Here is a 24,199-nt window from a genome sequence, read left to right as displayed (position 1 = left end):
GAGGAGCCAGCAGGGACGAGCATGACCGGAACGCCTTCTGGATCGACGTTCGGACGCCACCGCAAGATCATGCCTTTCGATTCCGGCGACGGCGCCCCCTCCGAAACCGCGCTGCGCCAGGCGTCGCGCGAGAAGGCCGCCTCCCTCAACAGCCACGTCCTCGGCTACGGCGCCCTGGCCGAGGCGGAGTGGGCGGCGGCGGGCATCGCCGCGCCCGACCTCCCCGCCATGCGGCGCTACCGGCTCGACCGCATCCGCGCCGAACTGAAGCGGCGCGATCTCGCGGGCGTGCTGCTCTACGACCCCGTCAACATCCGCTACGCCACCGATTCCACCAACATGCAGCTCTGGGTCGCGCACAACCCGACGCGGCACTGCTTCGTGGCGACCGAGGGGCCGGTCGTGCTGTTCGACTATTTCTCCTGCGAGCACCTGTCGGATCATTCGGGCGTCGTCGACGAGGTGCGGCCGGCGGTGTCGTGGATGTATCTTTATTCCGGCGACCTGACCGACCGGAAGGTGGAGCGCTGGGCAGCGGGCATCGCCGAACTCGTCCGCGCGCACGGAGGCGGCAACGCGAGGCTGGCGGTCGACCACCTGAACCCGGAGGGCGCCGCCGCACTCGTCCGGCTCGGCCTGTCGATCCACAATGGCGAGGCGGTGATGGAGAACGCGCGGCTGATCAAGTCGGTCGACGAGATCCTTGCCATGCGCCGCGCCATCGTCGCCTGCGAGGCGGCGATGGGCGAGATGCAGGCGGCGCTGCGGCCGGGCCTTTCGGAAAACGAGTTGTGGGCGGAACTGCACCGCGGCAACGTCGTCCGCGGCGGCGAATGGATCGAGACGCGGCTGCTCTCGTCGGGGCCGCGCACCAATCCGTGGTTCCAGGAATGTTCGTCGCGGCCCATCGAGGCGGGCGACCTCGTCGCCTTCGACACGGACCTGATCGGCCCCTACGGCTTCTGCGCCGACCTGTCGCGCACCTGGCTGTGCGGCGACCAACGCCCGTCGAACGAACAGCGCGACCTCTACCGCATCGCGGCCGACCAGATTCTGGCCAACACCGACCTGATGCGGTCCGGCGTCACGTTCCGCGATCTCGTCGACCGCTCGTCCGTGCCGCCCGCCGACTGCTTCGCCACCCGCTACGGCGTGCTCTATCACGGTGTGGGCCTGGCTGACGAATACCCGACCCTTCCGCATGCCGCCGACTGGACCGACGACACGCCGGACGGCGTTCTCGAGCCGGGCACGGTGCTGTGCGTGGAGAGCTACATTGGCCGGCTGGGCGGGCACGAAGGGGTGAAGATCGAGGAACAGATCCTCATCACCGCAACCGGCAACGAGAAGCTTTCGTCCTATCCGCTCGACGAGAGGCTGCTCGGCGCCTGAGCGCCGTTACGAACCGTCCGGCTCCGCGGTCAGCGGCGATCGCGGTCCTTGCGGATCCGCACCGGCACGGGACGGGGACGGTTCTGCTGGACGATGGCGTGCGCCACGATCGCGACCAGCGCGATGGACGAGCCGACGAGTGCGACGAGCCAATACCCTTGTTCGACCATGGCGACATCTCCTTTGGATGAGGCAACGTCGCCCCTTCCGTCCCGTTCCATGACAGTGTGTGTCATATGTGAAGAATAGGTAAGCACGCCGGGGCGCGCGTCAACTGCGTCCATGCGTCCACACGCTTTCGTGCGATGACGCTGCGGAAGCTGCCGGCCTGCGGGCGGTTCGCCACCGTCCGGCTATGCTTCTGCAAGGCAGGTCGCGGCAGGACCTTCGACATGGTCGGGCATGCGCAGCGCCTTTGCCATCGCCGGCGCCAGATGCGCCAGTCGTCGCGCGACGACATAGGGCAGCCCGAGCCGCTTCGCCGTCCATCCGGCGACGCGCAGGTGCGCGACATCGGGCTCGAAGCGACGCGCCAGCGCGAGGCTGCGGCAATCCACCGCGCAGAGATCCGCCCTGCCCTGCGCGACGGCCTGCATCGAGGCCCGGTGGCCGCCGGTCGCCACGAGCCCGGGAAACACCGCGACGTCCGCGCCGGCTGCGCGGAGGTCCGCCGAAAGCGCCACCCAGCCCGACATCGAGTGCTTCTCGTTGAAGGCCAGCCGTCGGCCGCGCATCGCCGCCAGCGGCAGGCGCGCCGCGCCGTCCGGCGGCGGGGTCACGTCGCCGTCGGGCACGCCCGGATCGCCGGCGCGCATCACGATGGCGCTCGAATAGAACGCCCCGTCGCCGCCCGGGACGTCCGAATAATCCGGCTGGGCGACCACCTGCACGAGGGCGCCCAGCCCGGTCTCGTTCATCGGTCCCCAGCAGGTCTGGGCAAGAAGCAGGTCCGGGTGCCGCCACAGCGTCGGCAGGTCGAATTCGTCCGGCGGCAGCGTCGCGGGATCCGGCGCGACCACGGCGCCGGACGCATCGCGGATGCCGCCCGGCACGGCCGGCAGGTCGCCGTTGCGGCGGCAGAGCGCCTCGGGCGCCTCGATGCCCTCCGCCCGCAGCCGGTCGCGCATCGACGCCCATAGCGCGTCGACCTCGGCGCGGGCCTCGGGCCAGTCGTACATGGGAAGGGCTGCAATGAAGACGCTCATCGCGCCATCACGCCCGATCCGCGCCGCGATGGCAAGGCCGCCCGGCCGCCCGGTGCGCCGGAGCCCGGTCAATCCTTCGACGGCTCGGTCGGCACCGGCGCCATGCCGCCGAGGCCCGCCACGGAGCGGCTGCGCACGCGGGGCCGGAAGGCGCGCCCGGGCTCGGGCGTGCGGCGCAGCACGGGGTGCACCACCGGCTCCTTGGCGCGGAACGCGTAGGTGGCGATGAGCGTCCGGTAGTTCGGAAAGACGTAGCCGCCATTCATCCGCACCCATTCGTCACGCCGCGCGGCAAACAGCGCCGGCAGCCGGTACCAGGCGACGTTCGGCATCTTGTGGTGGACGAGATGCAGGTTGTTGTTGAGGAAGAGGATCGACAGCGGCGACCGTTCCACGATGATGGTGCGTCCATCCGGCCGCTCCGACCACTGGTGCTCCGCAAAGGTGCGCACCGAGATCAGCGCCTGGCCGAGCCAGACCGGGCCGATCACGTAGAGCCAGAGCGGCATTCCGAAGCCGTAGTGGACCACCGGCAGGACGACGGCGAGCCCCAGCCCGTGCAGGAGCCAGGCGCGGCCGATGACCCGGTCGCCGCCCACGATCGCCCGCGCATCCGCGATCAGGAAGCCGATCGAGCCGAGCCAGGGATTGAGCAGCATGCGGCCGAGCATGGTGTTGTTGATCGCCAGCAGCATCCGCATGGCGCGCGGAAGCCGGTCGTGCTGCCACAGCGCGCGGTAGTAGCTCTCCGGATCGTCGAAGGGATCGGTCAGGCGGTCGTCGGCGTGGTGGCGCAGATGCACCGCCTTGAAGCGGCGATAGGGCCAGACGAGCCCGACCGGCAGGCCGACGAGCAGTTCGTTCAGCCGCGCCGACCGCGTCGGATGGCCGTGGCAGGCCTCGTGCATCAGCGACGACTGCAGCGCCAGCACCACGCCGAGCCCCACGATCGCAAGTATCGGCCAGTCCGGCCAGACTGCAAGGCCGAGCGCGAGCCACGCGCCGTAGCAGGAGATGATCAGAAGTATCGTCGGCCATTCGACACGAAGGAGGCCCCCGCCTCGCTCGTCGCTTCTCATGATTGTCAAGCGCCCCGTGGGAATCAAGAACGTGTGATCCTGACGTGATGGTGTCAGGAGCTGACGGCGCAGACAACGTGCGTTTGCGCACGAAGCGTTGACATTGCGCCGCATTCGCCTCACCTGTTGTGCATTGTAAACGGATGCGGACTCATGGTCGACAAACGAGACCTTTCCGGCCTGTTCCGGGAGCGACTGCGGGTGCTGCTCGCCCGCTCCGGCAAGAACCAGTCGGCCTTCGCTTCCGACGTCGGCATCGACCGGTCGGCGCTGTCGCAACTCCTGTCGGGTGCCTCCCCGCGGTTGCCGCGGGCCGAGACGCTGTTGAACATCGCCGCCGAGCATCGCGTCTCCCTCGACTGGCTGATGGGGCTCAGCCAGGACGAGGGGCTGACCGGCGAAATGCGCGAGACCTTCGAGATGGAGGAGGCCACGGGCGGCTATGACGGAACGCCGCTCGCGCGCTGGCACGCCGAGGCCGCCGGCACCAAGATCCGCTACGTGCCGGCCGGCATTCCCGACCTGCTGCGGACCGAGGCGCTGATCGACTTCGAGTCCGACGTGTCGCTGCGCAGCCGCGAGGTCCAGGCCGGCGAGACGCAGTACCGCATCGACTACACGCGCCGGCCCGAGACCGACATGGAGATCTGCATGCCGCGCCATGCGCTGGAGATCTTTGCCGCCGGCATGGGCGTCTGGTCGGGCTTTCCGGCGGAAGCACGGCGCGCGCAGCTGCGCCACATGGCCGGGCTTCTCGACGAACTCTACCCCGCCGTGCGGCTCTATCTCTACGACGGACGGCAGCGGTACTCCCTGCCCTACACGATCTTCGGCCCCTACCGGGCGGCGATCTATGCCGGCGACGTCTACCTCGTCCTGAACTCCACCGCCGCGATCCGTGCACTCACGCGCCACTTCGACAATCTCATCCGCGGCGCGGTGGTCAACGCGCATGAGGCGGCGCGTTTCGCGGCGGAGATGGAATCCGGCATCCGTTGACGAGATATAAAGACTTCTTTATATGATTATCCGACCATCAACCTGTCGGACGACCACCCATGACCAATCCCATCGATACGCTCCTCGCCGAAAAGGGCGTGCTTCTCGCCGACGGCGCCACGGGGACCAATCTCTTCGCGATGGGCCTCGAATCCGGCGAGGCGCCCGAACTCTGGAACGAGACGGCACCGGAGAAGATCGAGGCGCTGCATCGCGGCTTCGTCGAGGCCGGCGCCGACATCATCCTGACGAACTCCTTCGGCGGGACGCGCCACCGGCTGAAGCTGCACCATGCGCAGGACCGCGTGTTCGACCTCAACCGCCGCGCCGCCGCGCTCGCCCGCGGTATCGCCGACGCAGCCGGGCGCGAGGTCATCGTCGCCGGCTCCGTCGGCCCCACCGGCGAACTGCTGCAGCCGCTCGGCGCCATGACCTATGACGAGGCGGTCGACGCCTTCGCCGAGCAGATGGAGGGGCTGAAGGCCGGCGGCGCCGACGTCGCCTGGATCGAGACCATGTCGTCGCCCGACGAGATCCGGGCGGCCGCCGAGGCGGCGATCCGCGTCGGCCTGCCCTACACCGTCACCGCCTCCTTCGACACCGCCGGCCGCACCATGATGGGGCTCGCCCCGAAGGACATCCACGGCGTCGCCGAAGCCTTCGCAGAGCAGCCGGTCGGCATCGGCGCCAATTGCGGCGTCGGCGCCTCCGACATCCTGTCCTCGCTGTTCGACATGGCCGACGCCCGGCCGGACGCCACGCTCATCGTCAAGGGCAATTGCGGCATCCCCGAATTCCGCGGCACCGAGATCCACTATTCCGGCACGCCGGAACTGATGGCCGATTACGTGCGGCTGGCCGTCGACGGGGGGGCGAAGATCATCGGCGGCTGTTGCGGCACCTCCTTCGCACACCTGGCCGCCATGCGTGTGGCGCTCGACGGCCACCACCGCGGGCCGCGGCCGACGGTCGAGGACGTCGTCGCCCGCATCGGGCCGCTGCGCAACAAGATCGCCAGCGAGAGCGGCGCCGGCACCGCGGGCGAAGCCCGCCGCGAGCGGCGCCGGGCGCGGGGCTGAGGCGTGTCCGGCTTTCGGCCGCACCGGCGGCGGTCGGTTGCATTCGAACGATCGCGATAAGCCCGTCTTCGTGTCCGCCTGCTAGTCTCCGGCATGGTCCGGAGACCCGCCATGCCGCGCCTCGCCTTCGCCTGCCTGGCCCTGTTTTTCACACTGGCCGCGGTCGCGCGCGCCGGAGACGCGCCTTCCGTCGCCTTTACCGATGCCCGATCCTGGCCGTTCCTCGAGGCGCGACTGGCGCGTGACGAACCGCTGTGGGTGCAGGTCGACTACCGCAGCGACGTGCCCCTGCGCTTCCAGGCACGGGCCTACCGCGACGGGCACCCGGTGGACGAAGGCCAGAAGATGAACGCCTCGGCGGTGCATCCGGCCGGCCACGGATCGGCCCTCGTCTGGGTGGCCTTCTACAAGCCGGCCGTGATCGACGAGATCCGGGTCACCGCCTACGACGCGTCGTTCCGGGCGATCGACACGCGCTCGCTGCCGGCGAAACTGCGGTGGACGGCCGAAGGCGAGCGGCGGTCGACGCCCGGCTGGGTCGACGCGCTCCGCGCCGAGGAGGACAGCCGCATCGCAGCGGCGCAGCGCAGCGCGCCCGACGACGCTCCGGCGCTGGTCGGCCTTCTCATCGCACTGGCGATCTTTGCCGCCTTTCCCGGCTACCTCTATCTCCAGCTGCATTCGCTGAGACGCTGGAGCGGCCTCTGGCGCGCCGCCGCCGCCCTGCCGCTGCTCGCGATGGGACCTGTCATCTTCTACACCGTCCCCGCCTTCCTGGCCGGGGCCAATCTGTGGCCGCTCGCCCTGATCTTCGCCGCGCCGCCGGCCTGTCTCTACCTGCTCGCGCTGCTCGCTTGCCGCCACTGCGTGGTGCGTGCCGCCTGACGCTCGTGAAACCGACCGGCAGAGGCCTTGTTCTCCGGTCCGCGTAACCGCCGCTCCCGCATGCCTCGTCGTCGCAATGCTGGTTCGCGATAGCGACCAAGGTCGCAACATCGTGGAAGCGCCAGGCGCCTCCTTCGCGCCACCCTGCCAGCGCTGAAACCTGCCCCGCCGCAAGCGGGAACCGGGCCAGCGCGAAGGCGGAGAGGAGAGCCGTGCAGCAGGAGCGAACGGGTTTTCGGCCGACGACCGGCCTGCAGAGCTACGACACCGCCATCTGGTATGCCGACCGACCGAGGAACCTCTGGACGGTTCCCGAGCGCAACGGCGTCTCGGCCGTCCGCAAGGTCAACGACAACCTCACCGAGATCGAGGGACCCGACACCTTCCACGACATCCTGCTCTTTGCGACCGACGTGGCGCCGGACGTGCGCTTCCACACGTTCAGGCTGAGCGGCAGCGACCGACGCCAGGCGCCAGGGCCCCGCCAGGTGATGCTGCTGCCCGAAGGCATCTCCACCAACGTGCAGGCGCAGGGACGCTACGAACTGCTGCAGCTGCACTTCCGCCGCGCCCGTCTGCGCGAACTCGTGGAGGACGCCGGTGGCGGTGCCTTCTCGATGGACCAGGTCGACTGGTCGAACGATCCGGCGCTGGCGGCGCTTGCCGAGCAGCTCTGCCGCGAGCAGGCCGAGCCCGGCCTCGCCAACCGCAGCCTGGTCGATGCGCTGCTGATCGAGATCGGCGTCGGCCTGGTGCGGCGCCACTCGAACCTGTCGCGGTCGCCGAAATACGGCGCCGCCGTGCTGTCGGAAGAGCGCTATCGCCGTGTCGCCGACTTTATCGAAGCGGAGCTGGCTACCGACCTGTCGATCGACGACATGGCCAGCGTCGCCTGCCTGTCGCCCTTCCACTTCACCCGTGCCTTCCGCACCCGCGTCGGCGAGACGCCGCATCGCTGGCTGATGCGTCGTCGCGCGACGCGGGCGCGCGACATGCTTCTGGGCGGCACCCTGCCCATCGCGCAGGTGGCGACCGCCTGCGGCTTCTCCTCCCAGAGCCACATGAACGACGTGTTCCGGCGGCTCGATTTCCCCACGCCGGGCAGCCTGCGCAGCAGCCGCGGCGGCACGGCGGACTCGACGCCCGGCGACGCCAGAGCGGTCGCGCCTCCGCGTCCGATGGGAGCCGGGCAAGAGCGCAGGAAGCACGAAGATCAGAGCAGGAGAGCGGAAGAAGGCCGGGCGTCTCCCGGCGAAGAATGACCCTGCGAGCCGATGACGCGTTCGCATCATTCCGACGGAGACCGTTCCATGCTTTCGACGTCCCATTCAGTCCGCCGCGCGACTTCGGCGCTGCTTGCCCTGTCCGCCAGCCTGCTGGCGCTCGCCATCGCTGCGCCGGCCGCGGCCGAGGTGATCGTGCGCGGCACCGAAGGCGCCCCCCTGCATGAGGCGCGGCCCGCGCCGGGCGCCATCTTCCCCGACGAGCACATCGTGGTGGCCCAGCCCTCCCCGTCCGAGGTGAACCCGAGTTTCCTCGGCCCGGTGCTCCTGATGAAATCGGCCCACATCGACCTCGAGAAAGGGACGATGACGGTGCCGCTGCGCAAGGGCCGGCTGGAGTCGGGCGAACTCGTGTGGTCGGTGCTCACCGACGTCACCGACGAGAACCTCGCCAACCTGCACGGCATCAACTACTCCGCCAAGCTCGCCTACGGCCTGATCGGCAAGGCGACCCGCAGCGCCCGGATCGAGAAGGACGGCACCTTCGTCTTCGCCTCCGGCAAGGTCGACTTCAAGCCGGAGCATTCGGTGACGCCCGGCGACGCACCGAACTTCTTCCCGCCGAAATCCGCGCAGCCCGGCGCGATCGGCGATGCCGACTACTCGCCGCTCGTCCAGTTCGAGAACGGCAAGAACGCCGTCTTCAACATGCCCATGGTTGCCTTCGACGCGTCCGAGGAGACGCTCAACGCCATGTGCGAGGGCGCCGTCGACAAGAGCATCGTGCACGACAAGGTCACCGCGATCTGCCCGCGCGACGGCACGGTGACGCTGCAGATGACGCTCGGCTACACTTTCGGCAAGCCGATCTTCTACCTGTCGACCGAAGCCAACGATCCGGTGGTGGCGACGCTCGAGGGGGCGATCCTGACGCCCGCGCTCAACGACACGCCGTTCGCGCTGGAGGATGCCGCGCCCGGCGAGTCGGCCGAGCGGATCTACGTCTTCGTCAACGGCCCGACCGGCATCGACCATCCGTTCCGCCAGGGCGTCAACTCGGCGCTGTCGGACGGCGGCCACGGTCCGCTCAACGTGCTGGGAGGCATCCCGACGATCAACCTCGACTACAGCCCGATCTGGCGCCTCTTCCCGGTCCTGTGGACCGAGGAGGCGATCGAGAAGGGATGGCGCACGAAGCTCACCAACGCCATCGACATCGAGAATGCCGGCGCCAAGGGCATCGTCGTGTCGATCGCGGGCGGCCCGCCCCAGGCCGTGGGCTTCCTCGTCAACTGCCCGGTTGTCTACCGCATCAACTGAGGCAGCGGGATCCGGGTCCCCCGGCCCGGATCCCTCCCCCCAATCCCAAAGGACCGCCGAAAGGAACACCGGATGCTCCCCCTCCATCTCGCCGTCTGCACCCTTGCCGTCGCGGCCGTGGCCACCGGGCCGACCCGCGCGACAGCCGAGCCCGTCACCGTCGAGATCGGCCAGGCCGGCATGCGCCACGTCGTCTTCTCCTTCGAGCGCGGTGCAGGCGGCACGACCGTCACGCTGCGCGCGGAAATGACCGGCGTCGCCGGGTCGCGCCTCACCGTGCGCATCGATCGCGCGCCGGTGTTCGCGCTCGACCACGTCTTCTCCGAAAGCGAATGCCGCTTCCCCGCCGGTGGCGCCAGCATGTGCGAACTGGTGATCGGCCCCGACGATCCGGCAGCGCAGACGCTCCTCCTTGGGTTCAAGCGCGGGCTGGAGGCGCACGTGACGATCGAGGATGCGGGCATCATGCGGATGGACCAGTCGGTCTCGCTGAAGGGCTTTACCCGCCGCTACGGCGCCTGACGCCCTGCGGCCGCCCGCGGCCCGGTCGAAATGCAGCGTCCGCGATCGGCCGTTTTTCAGCTCCCGTCCAGGAGGACATTCCATGCACAGCGACGTCACGCCGGCGCAGGAGCCGGTTCCCGCCTATTTCGGCCATGCCCGCGGCCTGCACATGAACCGCGACCCGCGCGGCGTGCTCACCGTCACCATCAACGACGGCGCCGGCGGCCCCATCACCTTCACTGCACGCGACCACAGCGAGTTCACCGAGGCCTTCTACCGGATCGGCCAGGACCGCGACAACCGGATCGTCATCCTCACCGGCGCCGGCGACTGGATGGCGCAGATCGATTTCGCGACCTTCGGCAATGTCGGCGATCCCGACGTGTGGTCAAAGGTCCATGACGAGGGCGTCCAGATCCTGGAGAACCTCGCCAACATCCGCGTGCCGATGATCGCGGCGGTGGAAGGCCGCGCGCATATCCACTCGGAGTACGCCCTGATGGCAGACGTCATCGTGGCCGGCGAAGGCGCCACCTTTTCCGACCTGCCGCATTTTTCCGGCGGCATCGTTCCCGGCGACGGCATCTTCACGACCTGGTCCTACCGCGCCGGGCCAGGACGGGCGCAGTCCTGGCTGCTCGACCCGATGCCGATCAGCGCGGCGATGGCGGCCGAGTGGGGCGTCGTCAACGAGGTCGTTCCCGATGGCGCCGCGCTCGAACGCGCGCACCAGCTCGCCGACCGTTTCCTGAAGGCGCCCGAGGTCACGCGGCGAAACGCGCGCATCCACTTCGTCCAGCCGCTGAAGCTCAGGATCGTGGCCGAAGTCGGCTATGGGCTCAGCCTCGAAGGCGCCTCGGCAGCCGCCCTCGTGAAGACGCTCCCGTCGTGAACGGCACCACGGGGCCCGGCGGTTCTGCCGGCCCCGGTCGACCATCATCCAGCGCAAGGAAACGAACCATGCAGGAACCCGGTACCGCCGCAGCCGGAGGAGACGAGAAGCGCCACAAGGTCGCCGTCGTCGTCTATTCCAACGTCACCACGGAAGCGCCGAGCCGCGCCTATCGCGCCTTCGGCTTCGTGGCCGAACTCCTCGCCCATGGCGACGACGTCGTCCTGATCTTCGACGGCGGCGGTTCGGCGACGCTCGCCGCCGTGCTGTCCCGGAAGCACGACCTGCACAAGGCCTATGCCGCGGCGGCGCCCGCCCTGCGCGGGGTCTGCGGCTACTGTGCCGGCGCCTACGGCGTCGCCGATGCGCTGAAGGCGGCCGACGTCCCTTTTCTCGTCGATGACCGCGGCCACGCGTCGCTGCGCCGGTTGCTCGACGAAGGACGCCAGATCGTCACGTTCTGATCCGGCGGACGGCAGCGCGACCGCACCGGCTCACCGGCCGCGGATCCGGCGCCGCCACTGCGACGGCGTCGCGCCGGTCTCGCGCCGGAAGACGGTTGTGAAATGCTGGTGGGAGGAAAAGCCGCAGGCGAGTGCGACGCTCGTGATCGGTTCGTCGCCCGCCAGCGCCGCCTTGGCACGCTCGATGCGGCGCAGCGTGACGAAGCGGTGCGGCGTCAGTCCGGTGGCCTGACGGAAGGCGGTGACGAAATGGTACTTGCCGAGGCCGGCAACCGCCGCGAGCCGGTCGAGCGACACCTCCTGGTCGAGCCAGGCCTCGACGGCGCCGGTCACCATCCGCAGCCGCCGGGGCGACAGCGCCCCGATGCGCGGCGGGACAGCCGGGCCCGAACCGGCGGAATGGAAGCCGACCAGGCGCATGCCGATCAGCATCGCCCGCAGGTCCATCTCGATCGGCTGAGGCGGGGCCACCGGGTCGACGCCGCGCCGGACATACTGGTCGAGCATCAGGCGCAGGTCGGCGTCATGCGCGAACACGCGATCCTCGCGCAGGGCTGGCTCGTCGCTGCGGCCGAGTTCGCGCGCCGCCGCCGCCACGAGGCCCGGCTTGAGGTAGTAGTGCCGGCCGGTCGTGTCGCCCGGCGCGATCCAGCGGCGGTCGTAGCCGCCCGGATAGAGCAGGAACGCATCCGCCTCCTTGCCGCCCGTTCGTCCGCGCCAGCGCCCGTCCATGCGCATGAAGGGCGGACCTTCGTCGAGGATGCTGATGGTGACGTGGTCCAGCGCCGGGATCGAGACGTCGAAGCCGACCGGCGCACGCCAGAGGCAGAAGGCGAGGTCCCAGGCCTCCGCGACGCCGATCACGCCGCTGGTCTGCGACTGCCGGACGGCCGGCAGCATGATGCGCGCCTGTGGCGGGGTCTCCTCAAAAGCGTAACGCATCCAACCTCTTGCCGGCATGCTTCGGAATGGGCCGCACAACCCTGGGCAGCACCGGGCGCCCGCGCAGAAGCTAGTGGCGCCGACGCCGCCGCGTCAACGCGGACGAGTTCACGCCGCGGACACGATCATGTGTGGCCCGGCCGCCGCGATCCCCCTGCGCCGACGCGGCGAATGCGGCGGTCGACGCGGGGGCCATGCCCCGCCGCGACGCGAATAGGCCGGCGGAACCCTCGCCCCGCCGGCCTGCCTCACACTACTGGCCTTTGCCTTCGACCTTCGCGCCGCCCCTCATCCGCCTGCCGGCACCTTCTCCCCGTAAAACGGGGAGAAGAACGCCGTCACCGACGGCTTCGCCAGTCGCAGAGGTCGCCTACCTGGTGCCGATGTCGCGGCCGTGACACCTTCTCCCCGCTTGCGGGGAGAAGGTGCCGGCAGGCGGATGAGGGGCAGCGCCGAGGGGCAATCGAAAAGACCGCCGGCCCTTCGCCCGCCCGTGGGTGGACACCGCGGCCGGCCGGGTACCCGGGCGCCCCCGCCCCGCCCGGCTGCCGCGGTGTCCCGCCGCCCCTACCGCCTCGCGTCGAGCGCCGAGGCGAGGCGCACGAGCTGGAGGAACTCCGCGCGGTAGCCGAACGGGTCGGCGCCGCGGGCGGCGGTGGCGATGTCGATGATCCGGTCGTAGCCGAGGCCGGAGGTCTGGTCCGTGCCCCTCAGCTTCTGACCGAAGGCTGCGACGGCGACCGAGAAGCGCTGGTCCTCGCCCGCCGCGTCGAAGGCGGCGATCTCGTTTTCGGCCGTCACCGGCGTCTCGATCAGCGTCGAGACGTCCTCGTGCGGCCGCTTGTAGCGGATCTTCACGAAGGCGTATTCGCCGCCATGGGCGATGCCGGGCGCATCGCCGGTCTTCGCCTCGCCGTAGCGCAGGTCGTCGATCAGCTGCGCCGGACTGCCCTTCGGCGTGATCTCGTAGATGGCGGTCACCGAATGACCCGAACCGATGTCGCCGGCGTCGACGCGGTCGTTGTTGAAATCCTCGCGGGCGAGCGCGCGGGTCTCGTAGCCGATCAGCCGGTACTCCGTGACGGTGGCCGGATTGAACTCGACCTGGATCTTGACGTCCTTGGCGATCGGGAAGAGCGTCGACGACGCCTCCTGGACCAGCGTCTTCTCGGCCTCGGCCAGCGTGTCGATATAGGCGGCGACGCCGTTGCCGTTCTGGGCGATCGTCTGCATCATCCGGTCGTTGTAGTTGCCGCGGCCGAATCCGAAGACGGAGAGGAAGACGCCGCTTGCACGCTTTTCCTCGATCAGCCGCTCGAGGTCCTCGTCGGAGGTCTGGCCGACGTTGAAATCGCCGTCGGTCGCCAGCATCACCCGGTTGACGCCGCCGTCGATGAAGTTCTCCTGCGCCAGCCGGTAGGCCTGCCGCAGCCCCGCCTCGCCGGCCGTCGAGCCGCCGGCGTCGAGCCGGTCGAGCGCGGCGAGGATCTCCTCCTTCCGCGACCCCTCCGTCGGCGCGAGAACCGTGCCGGCGCTGCCGGCATAGGCGATGATCGACACCGTGTCCTTCTCCGTCAGCCGGTCGACCAGCAGGCGGAAGGCGTTCTTCAGGAGCGGCAGCTTGTCGGGCTGGTTCATCGAGCCCGAGGTATCGATCAGGAAGACGAGGTTGGAGGCCGGCTTTTCGGCCGGCTGCAGATCGTAGCCCTTGATGGCGACGTGCATCAGCTTGGTCTGGTCGTTCCAGGGCGTCGGCATCACGCTGACGGTGGCGTTGAACGGCGTGGCGGCGTCCCGCGGACCCGGCCAGTCGTAGGGAAAATAGTTGATCATCTCCTCGACGCGCACGGTGTCGGCCTGCGGAAGGATGCCGCTCTTCAACGACGAGCGCACGAAGGCGTAGGAGGCGGTGTCGACGTCGACCGAGAAGGTGGAGACCGGGTGTTCCAGCGCCGAGCGCACCGGGTTCGTGTCGAAGGCCTCGATCCGGTCGCGGTTCTCCTGCGCCAGCGGAATGGGATCGGCCGGCACGGGCATCACCGCCGACGGCTGCGGCTGGCTGGCGATCCGGGCGCCGGGCGCCGCCTCGCGCGTCATCAGCCGCGCCGGCGCCTCCGCGAGCGGCGCCGAGATGGCCGGCGCGGCGGGCGGCGGCGCGGCGTCGAGGGACCGGTCGGCCTGCACCGCGCCTTCGTCGTCGGCGAAGGCGCGGGCGGCCTCTTCGGCTTCGGCGATCGGGGTGGCTTCGGCAGGCGAAGGCTCGGCCGGCGCGGCGGCCTTCGGTGCCGGCCCCTGCTCCACCCGGCTGTCGACGAAGGGGCTCTGGCGGCCGAACGGGCTCCCGCTCACCAGCATGTAGGCGGCATAGCCGGCCGCCGGCAGCGCCAGAATGCCGGCGATGGCGGGGGTGGATAGAAATCTGCGGTCCATGATCCTGCTCCAGAACGACGGGGTTCTGGTGCTGGGACGCTGCGTCGTGGCCGTTCCTTGGGTGGCCTCCGGAAAATTTTCGTCGAAGGCTTCCATCGCCGCAGCCAGCGCGCGCTGCTTCGCCGCCTCGTCGGGGCGCGGCGGGCGCCGGTCGCGCAGGATGTCGAATTCGTCCCTTGCCATGGTCATTCTTCCCGGGCCGGGCGCAGCAGCGCCTTCAGCCGTTTCCTGGCCTCGTGGATGTGCCACGACACCGTCGCCTCGGCACATCCCATCACGTCCGATGCGGCGTCGTGGCTCAGTCCCTCGCCATAGACGAGCAGCACCGCCTCGCACTGCTTGGGCGGCAGCTGCCGCACCGCTTCCCACAGCGCATCGGCCGGATCGTCTGGCTCGTGCTGCACGACGGCCGCGGCCGACAGGGCCTGAACGCCGTAGGCCGCCATCCTGGTCGCCTCGCGGGCAATGCGGCGGCCGTGGTCGCGCGCGGCGTTCAGCGTCAGCTGGTAGAGCCAGGTCGTGAAACGCCCTTCGCCGCGGAAGCCCGCGATCGCTCTGCCCAGCCGGACACAGACCTCCTGGGCGACGTCCTCGGCATCGGCGCGGCGGCCGCACCAGCGCCAGGCGACGCGGAAGATGAAGTCGTAGTGCCGCTCCACCAGTGCCGCAAACGCCTCGCGGTCGCCGGCCCGCGCCCGCGCCACGAGATCGTCATCGATTGCTTCGGCCCGTGCCGTCATCGCCATCATTCGTCACTGAGACGCAGCCAGTCTGCCATTCCTTGGGGGGGCAGCACGATTCTTTTCGCCGCCGCGCCGCCCGCTTCGATCTCGCCGGCACAGGGATGTCGCCCGCAGGTCACAGCGGCGTGAGCCGGTCGCGACCCGGCGACCCTTGTTCTTTGCAGGTGCGAAGGCCACATAGGGGCGGACCGAGGAGAATGCCGGGGGGCTGAGTCGCCTTTCGGGCGTCTTGCTCGAAACAGTGTGCCGGGACCGCCGGCATGGCATCGCGAGCGACCCGCAGCCCATGGACCAGACCGCCACGCCACGATCTCCCGTCCGCGGATCGCCGATCCGGGTCCAGCGGCGGCTGGCCGCAATCCTGGTGACCGACGTCGTCGGCTATTCGCGGCTGATGCATTCCGACGAGGCGCTGACGCTCGAGCGCCTGCGCCGGCTGCGCTCGGAACTGCTCGACCCGAAACTGGCGGAGTATGCCGGCCGGTTGGTCAAGTCGACAGGCGACGGGATGATCGCGGAGTTCCACAGCGCCGTCGACGCCGTGCAGTACGCCGTCGACGTGCAGCGCGCCATCAAGGACAGCAACGACCTGACCGACACGCCCGGATATCTCACCCTGCGGATCGGCATCAATGTCGGTGACGTGGTGGTGGAAGGCGACGATCTGTTCGGCGACGGCGTCAACGTCGCGGCGCGCATCGAGGGCATCGCCCAGGACGGCGGCATCTGCATTTCGGGCACGGTCCACGACCAGGTGAAGGACAAGCTCGCGCTCGACTTCGAGGATCGCGGCCTGCGCAGCGTCAAGAACATCGCCGAGCCCGTCCGTACCTTCTCGATCCGGATCGACGGCAGGGAGCCGGCGTGGCCGCTGCCTGCCGCGGCGCCGGCCGAGACGGCTTCGATCGCGGTCCTGCCCTTCGACAACATGAGCGGCGATGCCGAGCAGGATTATTTCTCGGACGGCATCACCGAGGACATCATCACCGACCTGTCGAAAATCTCCTCGCTGCTCGTCATCGCGCGCAACTCGTCCTTCACCTACAAGGGCCGCGCGGTGGACGTGAAGCAGGTGGCGCGCGAACTCGGCGTGCGCCACGTGCTGGAAGGCAGCGTGCGGCGCGCCGGCAACCGCGTGCGCATCACCGCCCAGCTGATCGACGGATCGACCGGCGGCCATGTCTGGGCCGAGCGCTACGACCGCGTGCTGGAAGACATCTTCGCCATCCAGGACGAGATCACGCTGACCATCGTCAACCAGCTGAAGATCCACCTGAAGCTCGGCGAGAAGGACCGGCTGTCGCAGCGCTACCAGCCCAACATCGAGGCCTACGATCTCGCGCTGCGCGGACGCGAACTCATCTTCGCCGCCACGCAGGACCGCGTCGAGGAGGGCATCAGGCTGTTCGAACGGTCGATCGCGCTCGATCCGAACCTCACCTTCCCGCATTCGGGTCTCGCCTTCGCCCACATCCTCGCCTACGTCAACAACTGGACGACGGATCCGCAGGGAACGCTCGATCACGCGCACCGCGCCGCGGAACGGGCGCTCGAGCTCGGCCCGGACGACGCGCTCGCCCACCGCGCGCTGGCGGTCTGCCTGCTGTGGGAACGGCGCATGGAGGAAGCCTGCGCGGTGCTCGCCCGGGCGGTCGAACTCGCGCCGGGCGACGCCGAGACGCACGTCACGCGCGGCAACATGCTGGTCTACATGCACCAGCCCGACCTCGCGATCGAATCGCTGGAGAAGGCCGTCCGCCTCAACCCGCGCTATCCCGACATGTGGCTCTACTTCCTCGCCCATGCGCATTTCATGAAGGGCGAGTACGAGCTCGCCGAGCCGTTGCTGCGCGAGCGCATCGCCAAGTCGCCCAACACCGACGTCGCCCGCGTCCTGCTCGCCTCGACGCTCGGCCATCTCGGGGAGCCGGCGCAGGCGAAGCGCTTCTGGGACGAGGTCTTCGTGGTCAACCCGCGCTATTCGCTCGAGCACCGGTCCCGCATCCTGCCCTACAAGGACCCGTCGGACTGGGAACGCGTGCTGGACGGCCTGGCGAAGGCCGGGCTGCCGACGCGGTAGCGCGCCGGCCGCAGCGAAACTCCGTCGACCGCACGACCGCGCCACCATCCCGAGCGGGCTTCCTCGCTGCGGTCTGCCGCCGGTGCGGATCGCCGTCAGTCGAGGCCGGGCGTACGGACCTCGCGCCAGGGAGCGAGCAGGGTCCGCCACCGGTCCTCCCGCCACATCTGCCCGAGCAGCCTCGCCGCCAGGGCCGGCCGACGCCCGGCCAGCGCCGAAGGCAGCAGGCGTGCCAGGACCCGATGCCGCTGACGCGCAGAGCCCGCACCGGCGATCCGCGCGCGCTCGATCGCCGTCATCGCCTCCCGCAGCGCGTCATCCGTCCATCCCCTGACCGGTCCCGAATAGATGCGGTCCATCGCGGCGAAGAGCGAGGCGATTTCCGCCACGTCCGGACCGAGCGCGGCGATCGCATCGGTATCGTTCCAGTCGATCGGACCGTCGGCGCGCGACGTGGGGTCGGGCGCGCCCGATCGGCGCAGCGATGCCGTTTTCACGGCCAGGTCGGTGGAGAACATCTGGCGCAGCCGCTGGCGCGCGCTCACCTGGTCCCCATGGATCCGGTAATGCAGCACGACGTCGGGCAGGTTCGCGATCGGCGCCCGCTCGGCGACCCGCAGCCACAGGTCGATGTCCTCGGCGCACTGGTAGGCGGCGCGGTAGCCGCCGACCGCCTCGAGCACCTGGCGCCTGGCCATGACGGTCGGGTGCGCCACGACGCAGTCGCCGGCGGCGAGCCGTTCGGCGATGGCGGCGGGATCGAGCGGATGGCGCGAACGGCGGCGCAGATCGCGGCCGGCCGCGTCGATGAAGGCCACCTGTCCGGCGACGACGCCGAGATGCGGCGCGGCAGCCAGGGCGGCCACCTGCAGCTCGAACCGCTTGGGAGTCGCGACGTCGTCGGCGTCCATCCGGGCGACGAGCGGCGCGCGCGCTTCGGCCAGTCCGCGGTTGAGGGCGCCGACCAGCCCGAGCCGGCCGCCGCGCAGCACGCGGATGCGCCCGTCGGCCGCCGCGAGCCGCTCGAGGATCTGCGGTGTCGCATCGTCTGACCCGTCGTCGATCGCCAGCAGCTCGAAACACGCATGCGACTGCGCGAGCACGCTCCGTGCCGCATCTTCGACGAAGTGCTGCGCGTTCCGGACGGGCATGATCACGCTGACGTCTGGAACCCCGGAAGGACTGCGCACGCGAATCGGACCGTCATGGACTTGGACTTCACGTCCTGCTTATAAGGCCGCGAAAACGGAACGCAATTCGCGGACGACGACGCCAGTTGGCGGGACGACGCGCAGCCGACGGCGGACGATGACGGACATCGCGCTCTACAGCGAGCATGCCAATCCGACCTGGCTGCGCCAGACCCCCGGTCGAGACGGGCGGTGGGGAGCCGTCCAGGTCCACCTGAACGCCCGTGCGATCGGGGCGGACTGGCTGGTGGTCTACGACGACATGCGCACGGTCCTGCGCACGGACGTTCCGGCCGGGCGCCGCATCCTCGTCGTCTCCGAGCCGCCCGGCGTGAAGACCTACCTGCCCGGCTACACGGCGCAGTTCGGCACGCTCCTGTCGCCGATGCCGGTCGACGGCTATGCCGGACGCTTCGTCCGGGGGCAGACCGGGCTTCCGTGGTGGCTCGGCCTCGCCTTCGAGCCGGGCCGGACCGCGCCCCGCGTCCGCCTCGATTTCGCGGCGCTGCGCGATCTGCCGGTCGGCGAGAAACGCCCTGGGCTCTCGGCCGTCGTCTCCACCAAGGACTTCACCGACAAGCACCGGCGCCGGGTCGAGTTCGTGGTCGCCCTGCAACGGCGTCTCGGCGACCGTTTCGTTCTCTTCGGGCGGGGTTTCGCCGAGATCGGGGACAAGGCCGACGCCATCCTGCCCTACAGCCACCACCTCGTGATCGAGAACAACGACGAGGACGGCTTCTTCACCGAAAAGCTCGCCGACAGCCTGCTCGGCTGGAGCGTGCCGCTCTTCTCGGGCTGCCGGGACATCGGTCGCTACGTCGACCCGGGCGCGATCGAGCCGATCGACATCGACGCGCCGGGCACGATGAACCGGATCGAGGCGATCCTGCGCGAGCCGGTCGGACCCACCCGCCTCGAAAGCCTCGCCGCCGCGCGGAACCGTATCCTCCACGAGCACAACCTGTTCGCCCTCCTCGCCCGGGTGACGGCCGAGGCGCCGCAGCCGCCCGCCGGCCCCCGCGGCACGGCCATCCTGAAGCCGAACGCCTGGTGGGCCGGTCCGTCGCGCCGCTGGCGCGTCGTCAGGCGGAGCCTCGCCGCGGCCTGGAAGGACCGGAGCGGCCACCGCCGTCCCGGTGACGTTGCGGACGACGATCCCCGCGCGACGCGGAGCGGCGGACCGGAAGCCGGTCCGTGAGGCCGAGGGCATCGGGGTGCTTCCTGCGGACGTCACGGTCGCGGGGTCGGGATCCGGCCGCCGCCGCTTCGCCCGGGCTCCGGCAACGCGGGGTCGGACGGGGTTGCGCACATCGGCCACCGGCTCGGCCCGTCGGGCATGCCGAGCGGGTCGGGCTGCAGGTGGCGGACGGTGGTGGGGTCGGAGTGGCGGTGCCAGTTGTCGTGGAGGCCGCTTTCGACCGATGCCATGCAGGCATGATGTCCTGCGATCGGAGGCTGCTCGCAATGTGCAACCCGGCAATTCCTTCGATGTGGCTTCTCCCCGCAGTATGCCGGGGCCTTCATGGGCGGCCCGCGAACGCCGCCATGTGGAAGGCCTGCTGGTCCGCCTCGTAGCTATATTCGCGGCCCACCGGGCAGGCGTTGCGGTCGAGGCAGCCGCCGCTGGCGCAGGGCGTTCCGGCGACCGACCGGACGTGGCCGAGGCAGGCCTCGTAGGCGAATCCGGCCGCCGCATGGGCGCCGACCGGGCAGGCCTTCAGGCAGGGTTTTCCGGGACATGCGTCGCAGGGGTGAGGCATCGCTTGAGGTTCGAGCGGGGCGAGCCCCAGCGGCGCGTCGAACAGCAGCGCTCCCCTGTAGGCGTGCCAGGTGCCCCAGACCGGGTGCATCAGGATGCCGAGCGGCGACGGCCGCAGCCCTTCGGCGCGCATCGCCCAGGCCTGGAAGGGCAGCCAGGGCCGGTCCGACGGCGAGACGGCGCGGGCGCCGAAGCGCAAGGCGACGGCGCCGATGGCCTCCCGCGACCAGGTATCGAGCGGGTCGGCGAGCCCGGCCGGCTGCGTCGCCCGCCAGGCAGTGAAGGCCGGCCAGATCGACGAGCCGGCATGGCCGACGAGCAGCACCGCTCTGGCCGGCGCGCCGGTCGGTCCGGCGGGGGCCGCCTCGTCCGTCCCGAAATCGACGCCGCCGCGGACGATCATCCCGTGGACGGCGAGTGCGGCGGCGATCCCGTCGCGATCGATCGACCCCATCCGGCGCGCCTCCCTGCCCGCGGACCGCGTGACGGCGGCTCAGCGTGTGTCAATCGATCGGGGATGGGCAGGAATGCCCGCCAAGATCCTCGAGGTCATTCGCTCGAGCCGCGCGGAAACGGGCATCTTTCACATCCTCTCAGGCCGCCAGCGTCTCGGAAAAGAGCGTCTCCAGACGCGACCAGTGCCGCTCGGCGCCGGCCACGTCGAAGACGGGATGGTCCGGCATGCACCAGCCGTGCTTCGTGCCGGCATAGGTCTCGAGCATGTGGTCCACCTCGGCCGCCCGCAGCGCCTCGGCCAGGCGACCCGCCTGGTCCGGCGGGAAGGAGCCGTCGACGCCGGCCGCGCCGACATAGATGCGGGCCTTCATGTCCGCCGCGCGCCGGTGCGGGCTGTCGTCCGCGTCGGTGGCGAGGTTGCCGCCGTGAAAACTCGCCGCCGCGGCGATGCGGTCGGGAAAGGCCGCCGCCGCGTTGAGCGCCCGGGCGCCGCCCATGCAGTAGCCGGTGACGCCGACCGGCCCGTCGAACCCTTCGGCCGACAGCGCGTCGAGGAAGGCGCCGGTGTCGGCCATCGTCATGGCCTGCGTGGTGGCGCGCAGCATGCCGAACAGCCGCTCCTTCGTCGCCGCGTCGGCGAAGGCCGTGCGGGGATCGAAGAGCGGCCGGTCGCCGAAGCGGTGGAAGAGGTCGGGCACCAGCACCGCATGGCCGATTGCGACCAGCCTTTCGGCCATGGAGTCGAGCGCGGGGCGCGGGCCGAAGATGTCCATGAACAGGATGACGGCGGCCTTCGCCGCGCCGTCCGGGACGAACAGGCCGGCGCGGCAGGGACCGTCGGCGGTGGCGATGTCGATCATGCGCTTGGTCAAGGCGGAGGCTCCGGGCTCTGGTGCTCGCATGCCTTGTCGCATTGCGGTGCCGCCGGTCGCAAGTCTGCGCCGGCGCCATCAGGCGGTGCGGCGCTCCGGCCGCAGCATGCGCGTCAGCACGTCGGTTCTCTTGACGAAATGCTGCAGCAGCGCGCCGACGGCATGCACGAGGACCGTCACGATGATGACCGGCTTGGCCAGTTCGTGGACTTCCCCCGCCAGCGGGACGTCGAGGTACCAAGCCACGGCACCGCTGATCGGCATGGCGAAGATGGCGACGTAGAGGACGGCATGGGCGAGATGGGCGATCGCCGTCTGGATCTTCGGCTGCCCTGCCGGGAGAGGCGGCGCGCCATGCGTGACGCGCAGCACGAGCCGCGCCACGGCGAGGACCAGGACCGCGAGCCCGATATAGACGTGGATATCCGCCTGGAACAGTTCGTCGGCATCGGCCGCCCTGCCCTGCCGGTAGACGCGATAGGTCTCGGCGATCTCCTCGCCCATGACGAGCTGAAAGACCACCATGGCCGCGATCACCCAGTGCAGGACGATCTGGGCGGCGGAATAGCCGGTGGGGTGCGTGGAGGGGACGGGAGCAACGATGGCTGGCATGATCGGGACCTTTCGAAGCCTCGGTGGATGAGGCGCCTCACGATGTCCCCGAGGCTAGGCCGCAGGCTTGATCCAGAACAAGCCGCGCAACGTTTCGCAAGGTAAAGTTCTGTAAAGTCCGCCGACACGGAGCGCCCGCCATTCCGGCTGCCGTGCGCCTTTTCCGGATCGCGCGTGCCGCGGCGGCCACAAACCACCGCACAGAAGCCGCTCATCGCGGCTTCTTCGGTCCGGAGAAGGCGGTTCTCCAGACTTCCTTGTGGATCAGATCGGCCACTTTAGCCCGGCCTGTATCGGGCTCGCTTCACGTGAAGGCGTCGGGCATGGACTGCTTCTTGGTCGCGATGAAGTCGCGCAGGCCCTCGGCGATGCCCTCGTCGAGCGCCGGTGCCTCGTAGGTCTCAAGCCAGCGGCGGGCGAGTTCGTTGGCGCGTTGTTCCGCCCGCTTCTCGCCTTCCGCCTGCCACTGCTCGAAGGAATTGTTGTCGGCGATGGTCGAGCGGTAGAAGGCCGACTGGAAATTGGCCTGGGTGTGCGAGCAGCCGAGATAGTGGCTGCCGGGACCGACCTCGCGGATGGCGTCCATCGCCTGGCCGTTCTCCGACAGGTCGACGCCGGCGGCGAGCTTCTGCTGCATGCCGAGCTGGTCGATGTCCATCATGAACTTCTCGTAGCAGGAGGCGAGACCGCCCTCGAGCCAGCCGGCCGCGTGCAGCACGAAATTGGTACCGGCGAGAAGCGTCGAGGTCAGCGTGTTGGCGCTCTCGTAGGCGGCCTGCGCGTCGGGAATCTTGGAGGCGCAGAGCGAGCCGCCGGTGCGGAAAGGCAGCCCGAGGCGCCGCGCAAGCTGGCCGGCGCCGTAGGAGACCAGCGTCGGCTCCGGCGTGCCGAAGGTCGGCGCCCCCGACTGCATCGAGATCGACGAGGCGAAGGTGCCGAACAGCACCGGCGCGCCCGGCCGCACCAGCTGCGTGAAGGCGGCGCCCGCCAGCACCTCGGCCAGCACCTGCGTCAGCGTGCCGGCCACGGTCACCGGGCTCATCGCGCCCGCCAGGATGAAGGGCGTGATGATGGTGGCCTGGTTGTTGCGCGCATAGACCTTCGCCGCGCCCAGCATGGTCTCGTCAAAGACCATCGGCGAGTTGGCGTTGATCAGGTTGATGATGACCGTGTTCTCTTCGACGAAGCGCTCGCCGAACAGGATCTTGGCCATCGCCACCGTGTCCTCGGCGCGCTCGGGCGCCGTCACCGAGCCCATGAAGGGCTTGTCGGACAGCGTCATGTGGGCGTGGATCATGTCGAGATGGCGCTTGTTGACCGGCACGTCGACCGGCTCGCACACCGTGCCGCCGGAATGGTGCAGCGACGGCGCCATGAAGGTAAGCTTCACGAAGTTGCGGAAATCCTCGATCGTGGCGTAGCGGCGGTTGCCGTCGAGGTCGCGCACGAAGGGCGGGCCGTAGACCGGCGCGAAGACGGTGGCGTCGCCGCCGATCTGCACCGAGCGCTCGGGATTGCGCGCGTGCTGGGTGAAGACCGACGGAGCGGTCTTCAGGAGCTGCCGGCACAGGCCCTTCGGGAAATGCACCCGCTCGCCCTTCACGTCGGCGCCGGCGTCGCGCCACATCTGCAGCGCTTCGGCGTCGTCACGGAACTCGATGCCGATCTCCTCCAGCACCGTGTCGGCATTGGCCTCGATCAGCGACAGGCCCTCCTCGTCGAGCACCTCGTAGACCTTGATCCGGCGCAGGATGTAGGGCTGCTGGAGGCCCGGCCCGCCGCCCGATCGCGCCGCGCGCCGCGCCGACGCCCCGCCGCGGTCGCCGCGGCCGCGCCGTGCCGTGCCGGCGGCTTGCTCGACTGCCAGATTCTCGTCCATGGGTCCGTTTCCCGACATGAGTTCAGGGCCTTTGCGGCCATTGGCCCGGATCGTAGTGATGGGCCATCGCCGAACCGTCCCGGCAACGTCAGCACGTGTCGCAAAATCGACACCGACGAGGAGTGTTTTCCAGTCGCTTTCGTCGCGTCTCAAGTCGCAAATCGACTATGAACCGCGTGCCCATGGCGAATACA

General features: G+C 69.8%; 22 protein-coding genes. 11 read left to right on the top strand and 11 right to left on the bottom strand.

Annotation, left to right across the window (positions count from 1 at the left end; translation table 11 throughout):
• Positions 1 to 21 precede the first annotated feature (21 nt).
• Complete coding sequence (locus IAI54_RS05290) at positions 22 to 1,392, top strand: M24 family metallopeptidase (RefSeq protein WP_187971358.1); 1,371 nt, start codon at positions 22 to 24, stop codon at positions 1,390 to 1,392.
• Between the two features lie 29 nt (positions 1,393 to 1,421).
• On the opposite strand, the gene IAI54_RS05285 is transcribed toward IAI54_RS05290, so the two are convergent.
• The 3 genes from IAI54_RS05285 to IAI54_RS05275 form a co-directional block, all read right to left on the bottom strand.
• Positions 1,422 to 1,562 (bottom strand): hypothetical protein, encoded by a 141-nt coding sequence (locus IAI54_RS05285; RefSeq protein ID WP_187971357.1) that lies wholly within the window; start codon positions 1,560 to 1,562, stop codon positions 1,422 to 1,424.
• Positions 1,563 to 1,745: 183 nt separating this feature from the next.
• Positions 1,746 to 2,597, bottom strand: coding sequence for a phosphate/phosphite/phosphonate ABC transporter substrate-binding protein (locus tag IAI54_RS05280; RefSeq protein ID WP_187971356.1), 852 nt, complete (start codon positions 2,595 to 2,597; stop codon positions 1,746 to 1,748).
• 68 nt (positions 2,598 to 2,665) lie between these two features.
• A complete protein-coding gene (locus IAI54_RS05275; RefSeq protein ID WP_187971355.1) occupies positions 2,666 to 3,676 on the bottom strand; it encodes a fatty acid desaturase in 1,011 nt (336 codons plus the stop codon).
• Between the two features lie 153 nt (positions 3,677 to 3,829).
• Here IAI54_RS05275 and IAI54_RS05270 point away from each other — a divergent pair, with 153 nt between their 5' ends.
• The 8 genes from IAI54_RS05270 to IAI54_RS05235 all read left to right on the top strand — a co-directional run bounded on the left by IAI54_RS05270 (position 3,830) and on the right by IAI54_RS05235 (position 11,042).
• Positions 3,830 to 4,675, top strand: a complete 846-nt coding sequence (locus IAI54_RS05270) for a helix-turn-helix domain-containing protein (protein WP_187971354.1) — start codon at positions 3,830 to 3,832, stop codon at positions 4,673 to 4,675.
• 59 nt (positions 4,676 to 4,734) lie between these two features.
• Positions 4,735 to 5,754 carry a betaine--homocysteine S-methyltransferase gene (gene bmt / locus IAI54_RS05265; protein ID WP_187971353.1) on the top strand — a complete coding sequence of 340 codons (1,020 nt, stop codon included), beginning with the start codon at positions 4,735 to 4,737 and terminating at the stop codon, positions 5,752 to 5,754.
• Between the two features lie 111 nt (positions 5,755 to 5,865).
• A complete protein-coding gene (locus tag IAI54_RS05260) occupies positions 5,866 to 6,639 on the top strand; it encodes a hypothetical protein (protein ID WP_187971352.1) in 774 nt (257 codons plus the stop codon).
• Positions 6,640 to 6,851: 212 nt separating this feature from the next.
• The gene (locus tag IAI54_RS05255; protein WP_187971351.1) at positions 6,852 to 7,901 is read left to right on the top strand and encodes an AraC family transcriptional regulator; all 1,050 of its coding nucleotides are present in this window, start codon (positions 6,852 to 6,854) and stop codon (positions 7,899 to 7,901) included.
• A 48-nt stretch (positions 7,902 to 7,949) separates the two neighbouring features.
• Positions 7,950 to 9,182, top strand: coding sequence for a hypothetical protein (locus IAI54_RS05250; RefSeq protein ID WP_187971350.1), 1,233 nt, complete (start codon positions 7,950 to 7,952; stop codon positions 9,180 to 9,182).
• A gap of 72 nt (positions 9,183 to 9,254) precedes the next feature.
• Positions 9,255 to 9,704: a hypothetical protein gene (locus IAI54_RS05245; protein ID WP_187971349.1), complete on the top strand. Its 450-nt coding sequence runs from the start codon at positions 9,255 to 9,257 to the stop codon at positions 9,702 to 9,704.
• A gap of 82 nt (positions 9,705 to 9,786) precedes the next feature.
• Entirely contained in the window at positions 9,787 to 10,578 is a 792-nt protein-coding gene (locus tag IAI54_RS05240; RefSeq protein ID WP_187971348.1) for an enoyl-CoA hydratase/isomerase family protein, read from the top strand.
• 68 nt (positions 10,579 to 10,646) lie between these two features.
• A complete protein-coding gene (locus IAI54_RS05235) occupies positions 10,647 to 11,042 on the top strand; it encodes a DsrE family protein (protein WP_187971347.1) in 396 nt (131 codons plus the stop codon).
• Positions 11,043 to 11,072: 30 nt separating this feature from the next.
• On the opposite strand, the gene IAI54_RS05230 is transcribed toward IAI54_RS05235, so the two are convergent.
• The 3 genes from IAI54_RS05230 to IAI54_RS05220 form a co-directional block, all read right to left on the bottom strand.
• The gene (locus IAI54_RS05230; RefSeq protein WP_187971346.1) at positions 11,073 to 11,984 is read right to left on the bottom strand and encodes a helix-turn-helix transcriptional regulator; all 912 of its coding nucleotides are present in this window, start codon (positions 11,982 to 11,984) and stop codon (positions 11,073 to 11,075) included.
• A gap of 567 nt (positions 11,985 to 12,551) precedes the next feature.
• Positions 12,552 to 14,597, bottom strand: a complete 2,046-nt coding sequence (locus tag IAI54_RS05225; protein WP_187971345.1) for a vWA domain-containing protein — start codon at positions 14,595 to 14,597, stop codon at positions 12,552 to 12,554.
• A gap of 2 nt (positions 14,598 to 14,599) precedes the next feature.
• Entirely contained in the window at positions 14,600 to 15,163 is a 564-nt protein-coding gene (locus IAI54_RS05220; RefSeq protein ID WP_187971344.1) for an RNA polymerase sigma factor, read from the bottom strand.
• Positions 15,164 to 15,443: 280 nt separating this feature from the next.
• On the opposite strand from IAI54_RS05220, the gene IAI54_RS05215 reads away from it, so the two are divergent.
• Positions 15,444 to 17,237, top strand: a complete 1,794-nt coding sequence (locus IAI54_RS05215) for an adenylate/guanylate cyclase domain-containing protein (RefSeq protein WP_235679259.1) — start codon at positions 15,444 to 15,446, stop codon at positions 17,235 to 17,237.
• 95 nt (positions 17,238 to 17,332) lie between these two features.
• Here the strand turns inward: IAI54_RS05215 and IAI54_RS05210 are convergent, their stop codons facing one another.
• Positions 17,333 to 18,388, bottom strand: coding sequence for a glycosyltransferase family 2 protein (locus IAI54_RS05210; RefSeq protein WP_235679375.1), 1,056 nt, complete (start codon positions 18,386 to 18,388; stop codon positions 17,333 to 17,335).
• 157 nt (positions 18,389 to 18,545) lie between these two features.
• Between IAI54_RS05210 and IAI54_RS05205 the strand changes: the two genes are divergently transcribed.
• Positions 18,546 to 19,625, top strand: coding sequence for a hypothetical protein (locus tag IAI54_RS05205; RefSeq protein ID WP_187971342.1), 1,080 nt, complete (start codon positions 18,546 to 18,548; stop codon positions 19,623 to 19,625).
• 322 nt (positions 19,626 to 19,947) lie between these two features.
• On the opposite strand, the gene IAI54_RS05200 is transcribed toward IAI54_RS05205, so the two are convergent.
• The 4 genes from IAI54_RS05200 to IAI54_RS05185 all read right to left on the bottom strand — a co-directional run bounded on the left by IAI54_RS05200 (position 19,948) and on the right by IAI54_RS05185 (position 24,005).
• The gene (locus IAI54_RS05200) at positions 19,948 to 20,640 is read right to left on the bottom strand and encodes a 4Fe-4S dicluster domain-containing protein (protein ID WP_187971341.1); all 693 of its coding nucleotides are present in this window, start codon (positions 20,638 to 20,640) and stop codon (positions 19,948 to 19,950) included.
• A 139-nt stretch (positions 20,641 to 20,779) separates the two neighbouring features.
• A complete protein-coding gene (locus tag IAI54_RS05195) occupies positions 20,780 to 21,514 on the bottom strand; it encodes a dienelactone hydrolase family protein (protein WP_235679258.1) in 735 nt (244 codons plus the stop codon).
• Positions 21,515 to 21,592: 78 nt separating this feature from the next.
• The gene (locus tag IAI54_RS05190) at positions 21,593 to 22,126 is read right to left on the bottom strand and encodes a cytochrome b (RefSeq protein WP_187971339.1); all 534 of its coding nucleotides are present in this window, start codon (positions 22,124 to 22,126) and stop codon (positions 21,593 to 21,595) included.
• A gap of 304 nt (positions 22,127 to 22,430) precedes the next feature.
• A complete protein-coding gene (locus IAI54_RS05185; protein ID WP_187971338.1) occupies positions 22,431 to 24,005 on the bottom strand; it encodes a trimethylamine methyltransferase family protein in 1,575 nt (524 codons plus the stop codon).
• Between the last annotated feature and the right edge of the window lie 194 nt (positions 24,006 to 24,199).

The organism is Aquibium microcysteis, from assembly GCF_014495845.1.
Taxonomy (GTDB): domain Bacteria; phylum Pseudomonadota; class Alphaproteobacteria; order Rhizobiales; family Rhizobiaceae; genus Aquibium; species Aquibium microcysteis.
Note: the sequence above shows the minus strand (reverse complement) of the source record. Positions and strands in the feature narration are given on the sequence as shown.

Bases quoted from the DNA above. Each gene is read 5' to 3' on its own strand.
- IAI54_RS05290 (WP_187971358.1), top strand. From the start codon at position 22: ATGACCGGAACGCCTTCTGGATCGACGTTCGGACGCCACCGCAAGATC.
- IAI54_RS05285 (WP_187971357.1), bottom strand. From the start codon at position 1,562: ATGGTCGAACAAGGGTATTGGCTCGTCGCACTCGTCGGCTCGTCCATC.
- IAI54_RS05280 (WP_187971356.1), bottom strand. From the start codon at position 2,597: ATGAGCGTCTTCATTGCAGCCCTTCCCATGTACGACTGGCCCGAGGCC.
- IAI54_RS05275 (WP_187971355.1), bottom strand. From the start codon at position 3,676: ATGAGAAGCGACGAGCGAGGCGGGGGCCTCCTTCGTGTCGAATGGCCG.
- IAI54_RS05270 (WP_187971354.1), top strand. From the start codon at position 3,830: ATGGTCGACAAACGAGACCTTTCCGGCCTGTTCCGGGAGCGACTGCGG.
- bmt (WP_187971353.1), top strand. From the start codon at position 4,735: ATGACCAATCCCATCGATACGCTCCTCGCCGAAAAGGGCGTGCTTCTC.
- IAI54_RS05260 (WP_187971352.1), top strand. From the start codon at position 5,866: ATGCCGCGCCTCGCCTTCGCCTGCCTGGCCCTGTTTTTCACACTGGCC.
- IAI54_RS05250 (WP_187971350.1), top strand. From the start codon at position 7,950: ATGCTTTCGACGTCCCATTCAGTCCGCCGCGCGACTTCGGCGCTGCTT.
- IAI54_RS05245 (WP_187971349.1), top strand. From the start codon at position 9,255: ATGCTCCCCCTCCATCTCGCCGTCTGCACCCTTGCCGTCGCGGCCGTG.
- IAI54_RS05240 (WP_187971348.1), top strand. From the start codon at position 9,787: ATGCACAGCGACGTCACGCCGGCGCAGGAGCCGGTTCCCGCCTATTTC.
- IAI54_RS05235 (WP_187971347.1), top strand. From the start codon at position 10,647: ATGCAGGAACCCGGTACCGCCGCAGCCGGAGGAGACGAGAAGCGCCAC.
- IAI54_RS05230 (WP_187971346.1), bottom strand. From the start codon at position 11,984: ATGCGTTACGCTTTTGAGGAGACCCCGCCACAGGCGCGCATCATGCTG.
- IAI54_RS05225 (WP_187971345.1), bottom strand. From the start codon at position 14,597: ATGGCAAGGGACGAATTCGACATCCTGCGCGACCGGCGCCCGCCGCGC.
- IAI54_RS05220 (WP_187971344.1), bottom strand. From the start codon at position 15,163: ATGATGGCGATGACGGCACGGGCCGAAGCAATCGATGACGATCTCGTG.
- IAI54_RS05215 (WP_235679259.1), top strand. From the start codon at position 15,444: ATGGACCAGACCGCCACGCCACGATCTCCCGTCCGCGGATCGCCGATC.
- IAI54_RS05210 (WP_235679375.1), bottom strand. From the start codon at position 18,388: ATGCCCGTCCGGAACGCGCAGCACTTCGTCGAAGATGCGGCACGGAGC.
- IAI54_RS05205 (WP_187971342.1), top strand. From the start codon at position 18,546: ATGACGGACATCGCGCTCTACAGCGAGCATGCCAATCCGACCTGGCTG.
- IAI54_RS05200 (WP_187971341.1), bottom strand. From the start codon at position 20,640: ATGGGGTCGATCGATCGCGACGGGATCGCCGCCGCACTCGCCGTCCAC.
- IAI54_RS05190 (WP_187971339.1), bottom strand. From the start codon at position 22,126: ATGCCAGCCATCGTTGCTCCCGTCCCCTCCACGCACCCCACCGGCTAT.
- IAI54_RS05185 (WP_187971338.1), bottom strand. From the start codon at position 24,005: ATGGACGAGAATCTGGCAGTCGAGCAAGCCGCCGGCACGGCACGGCGC.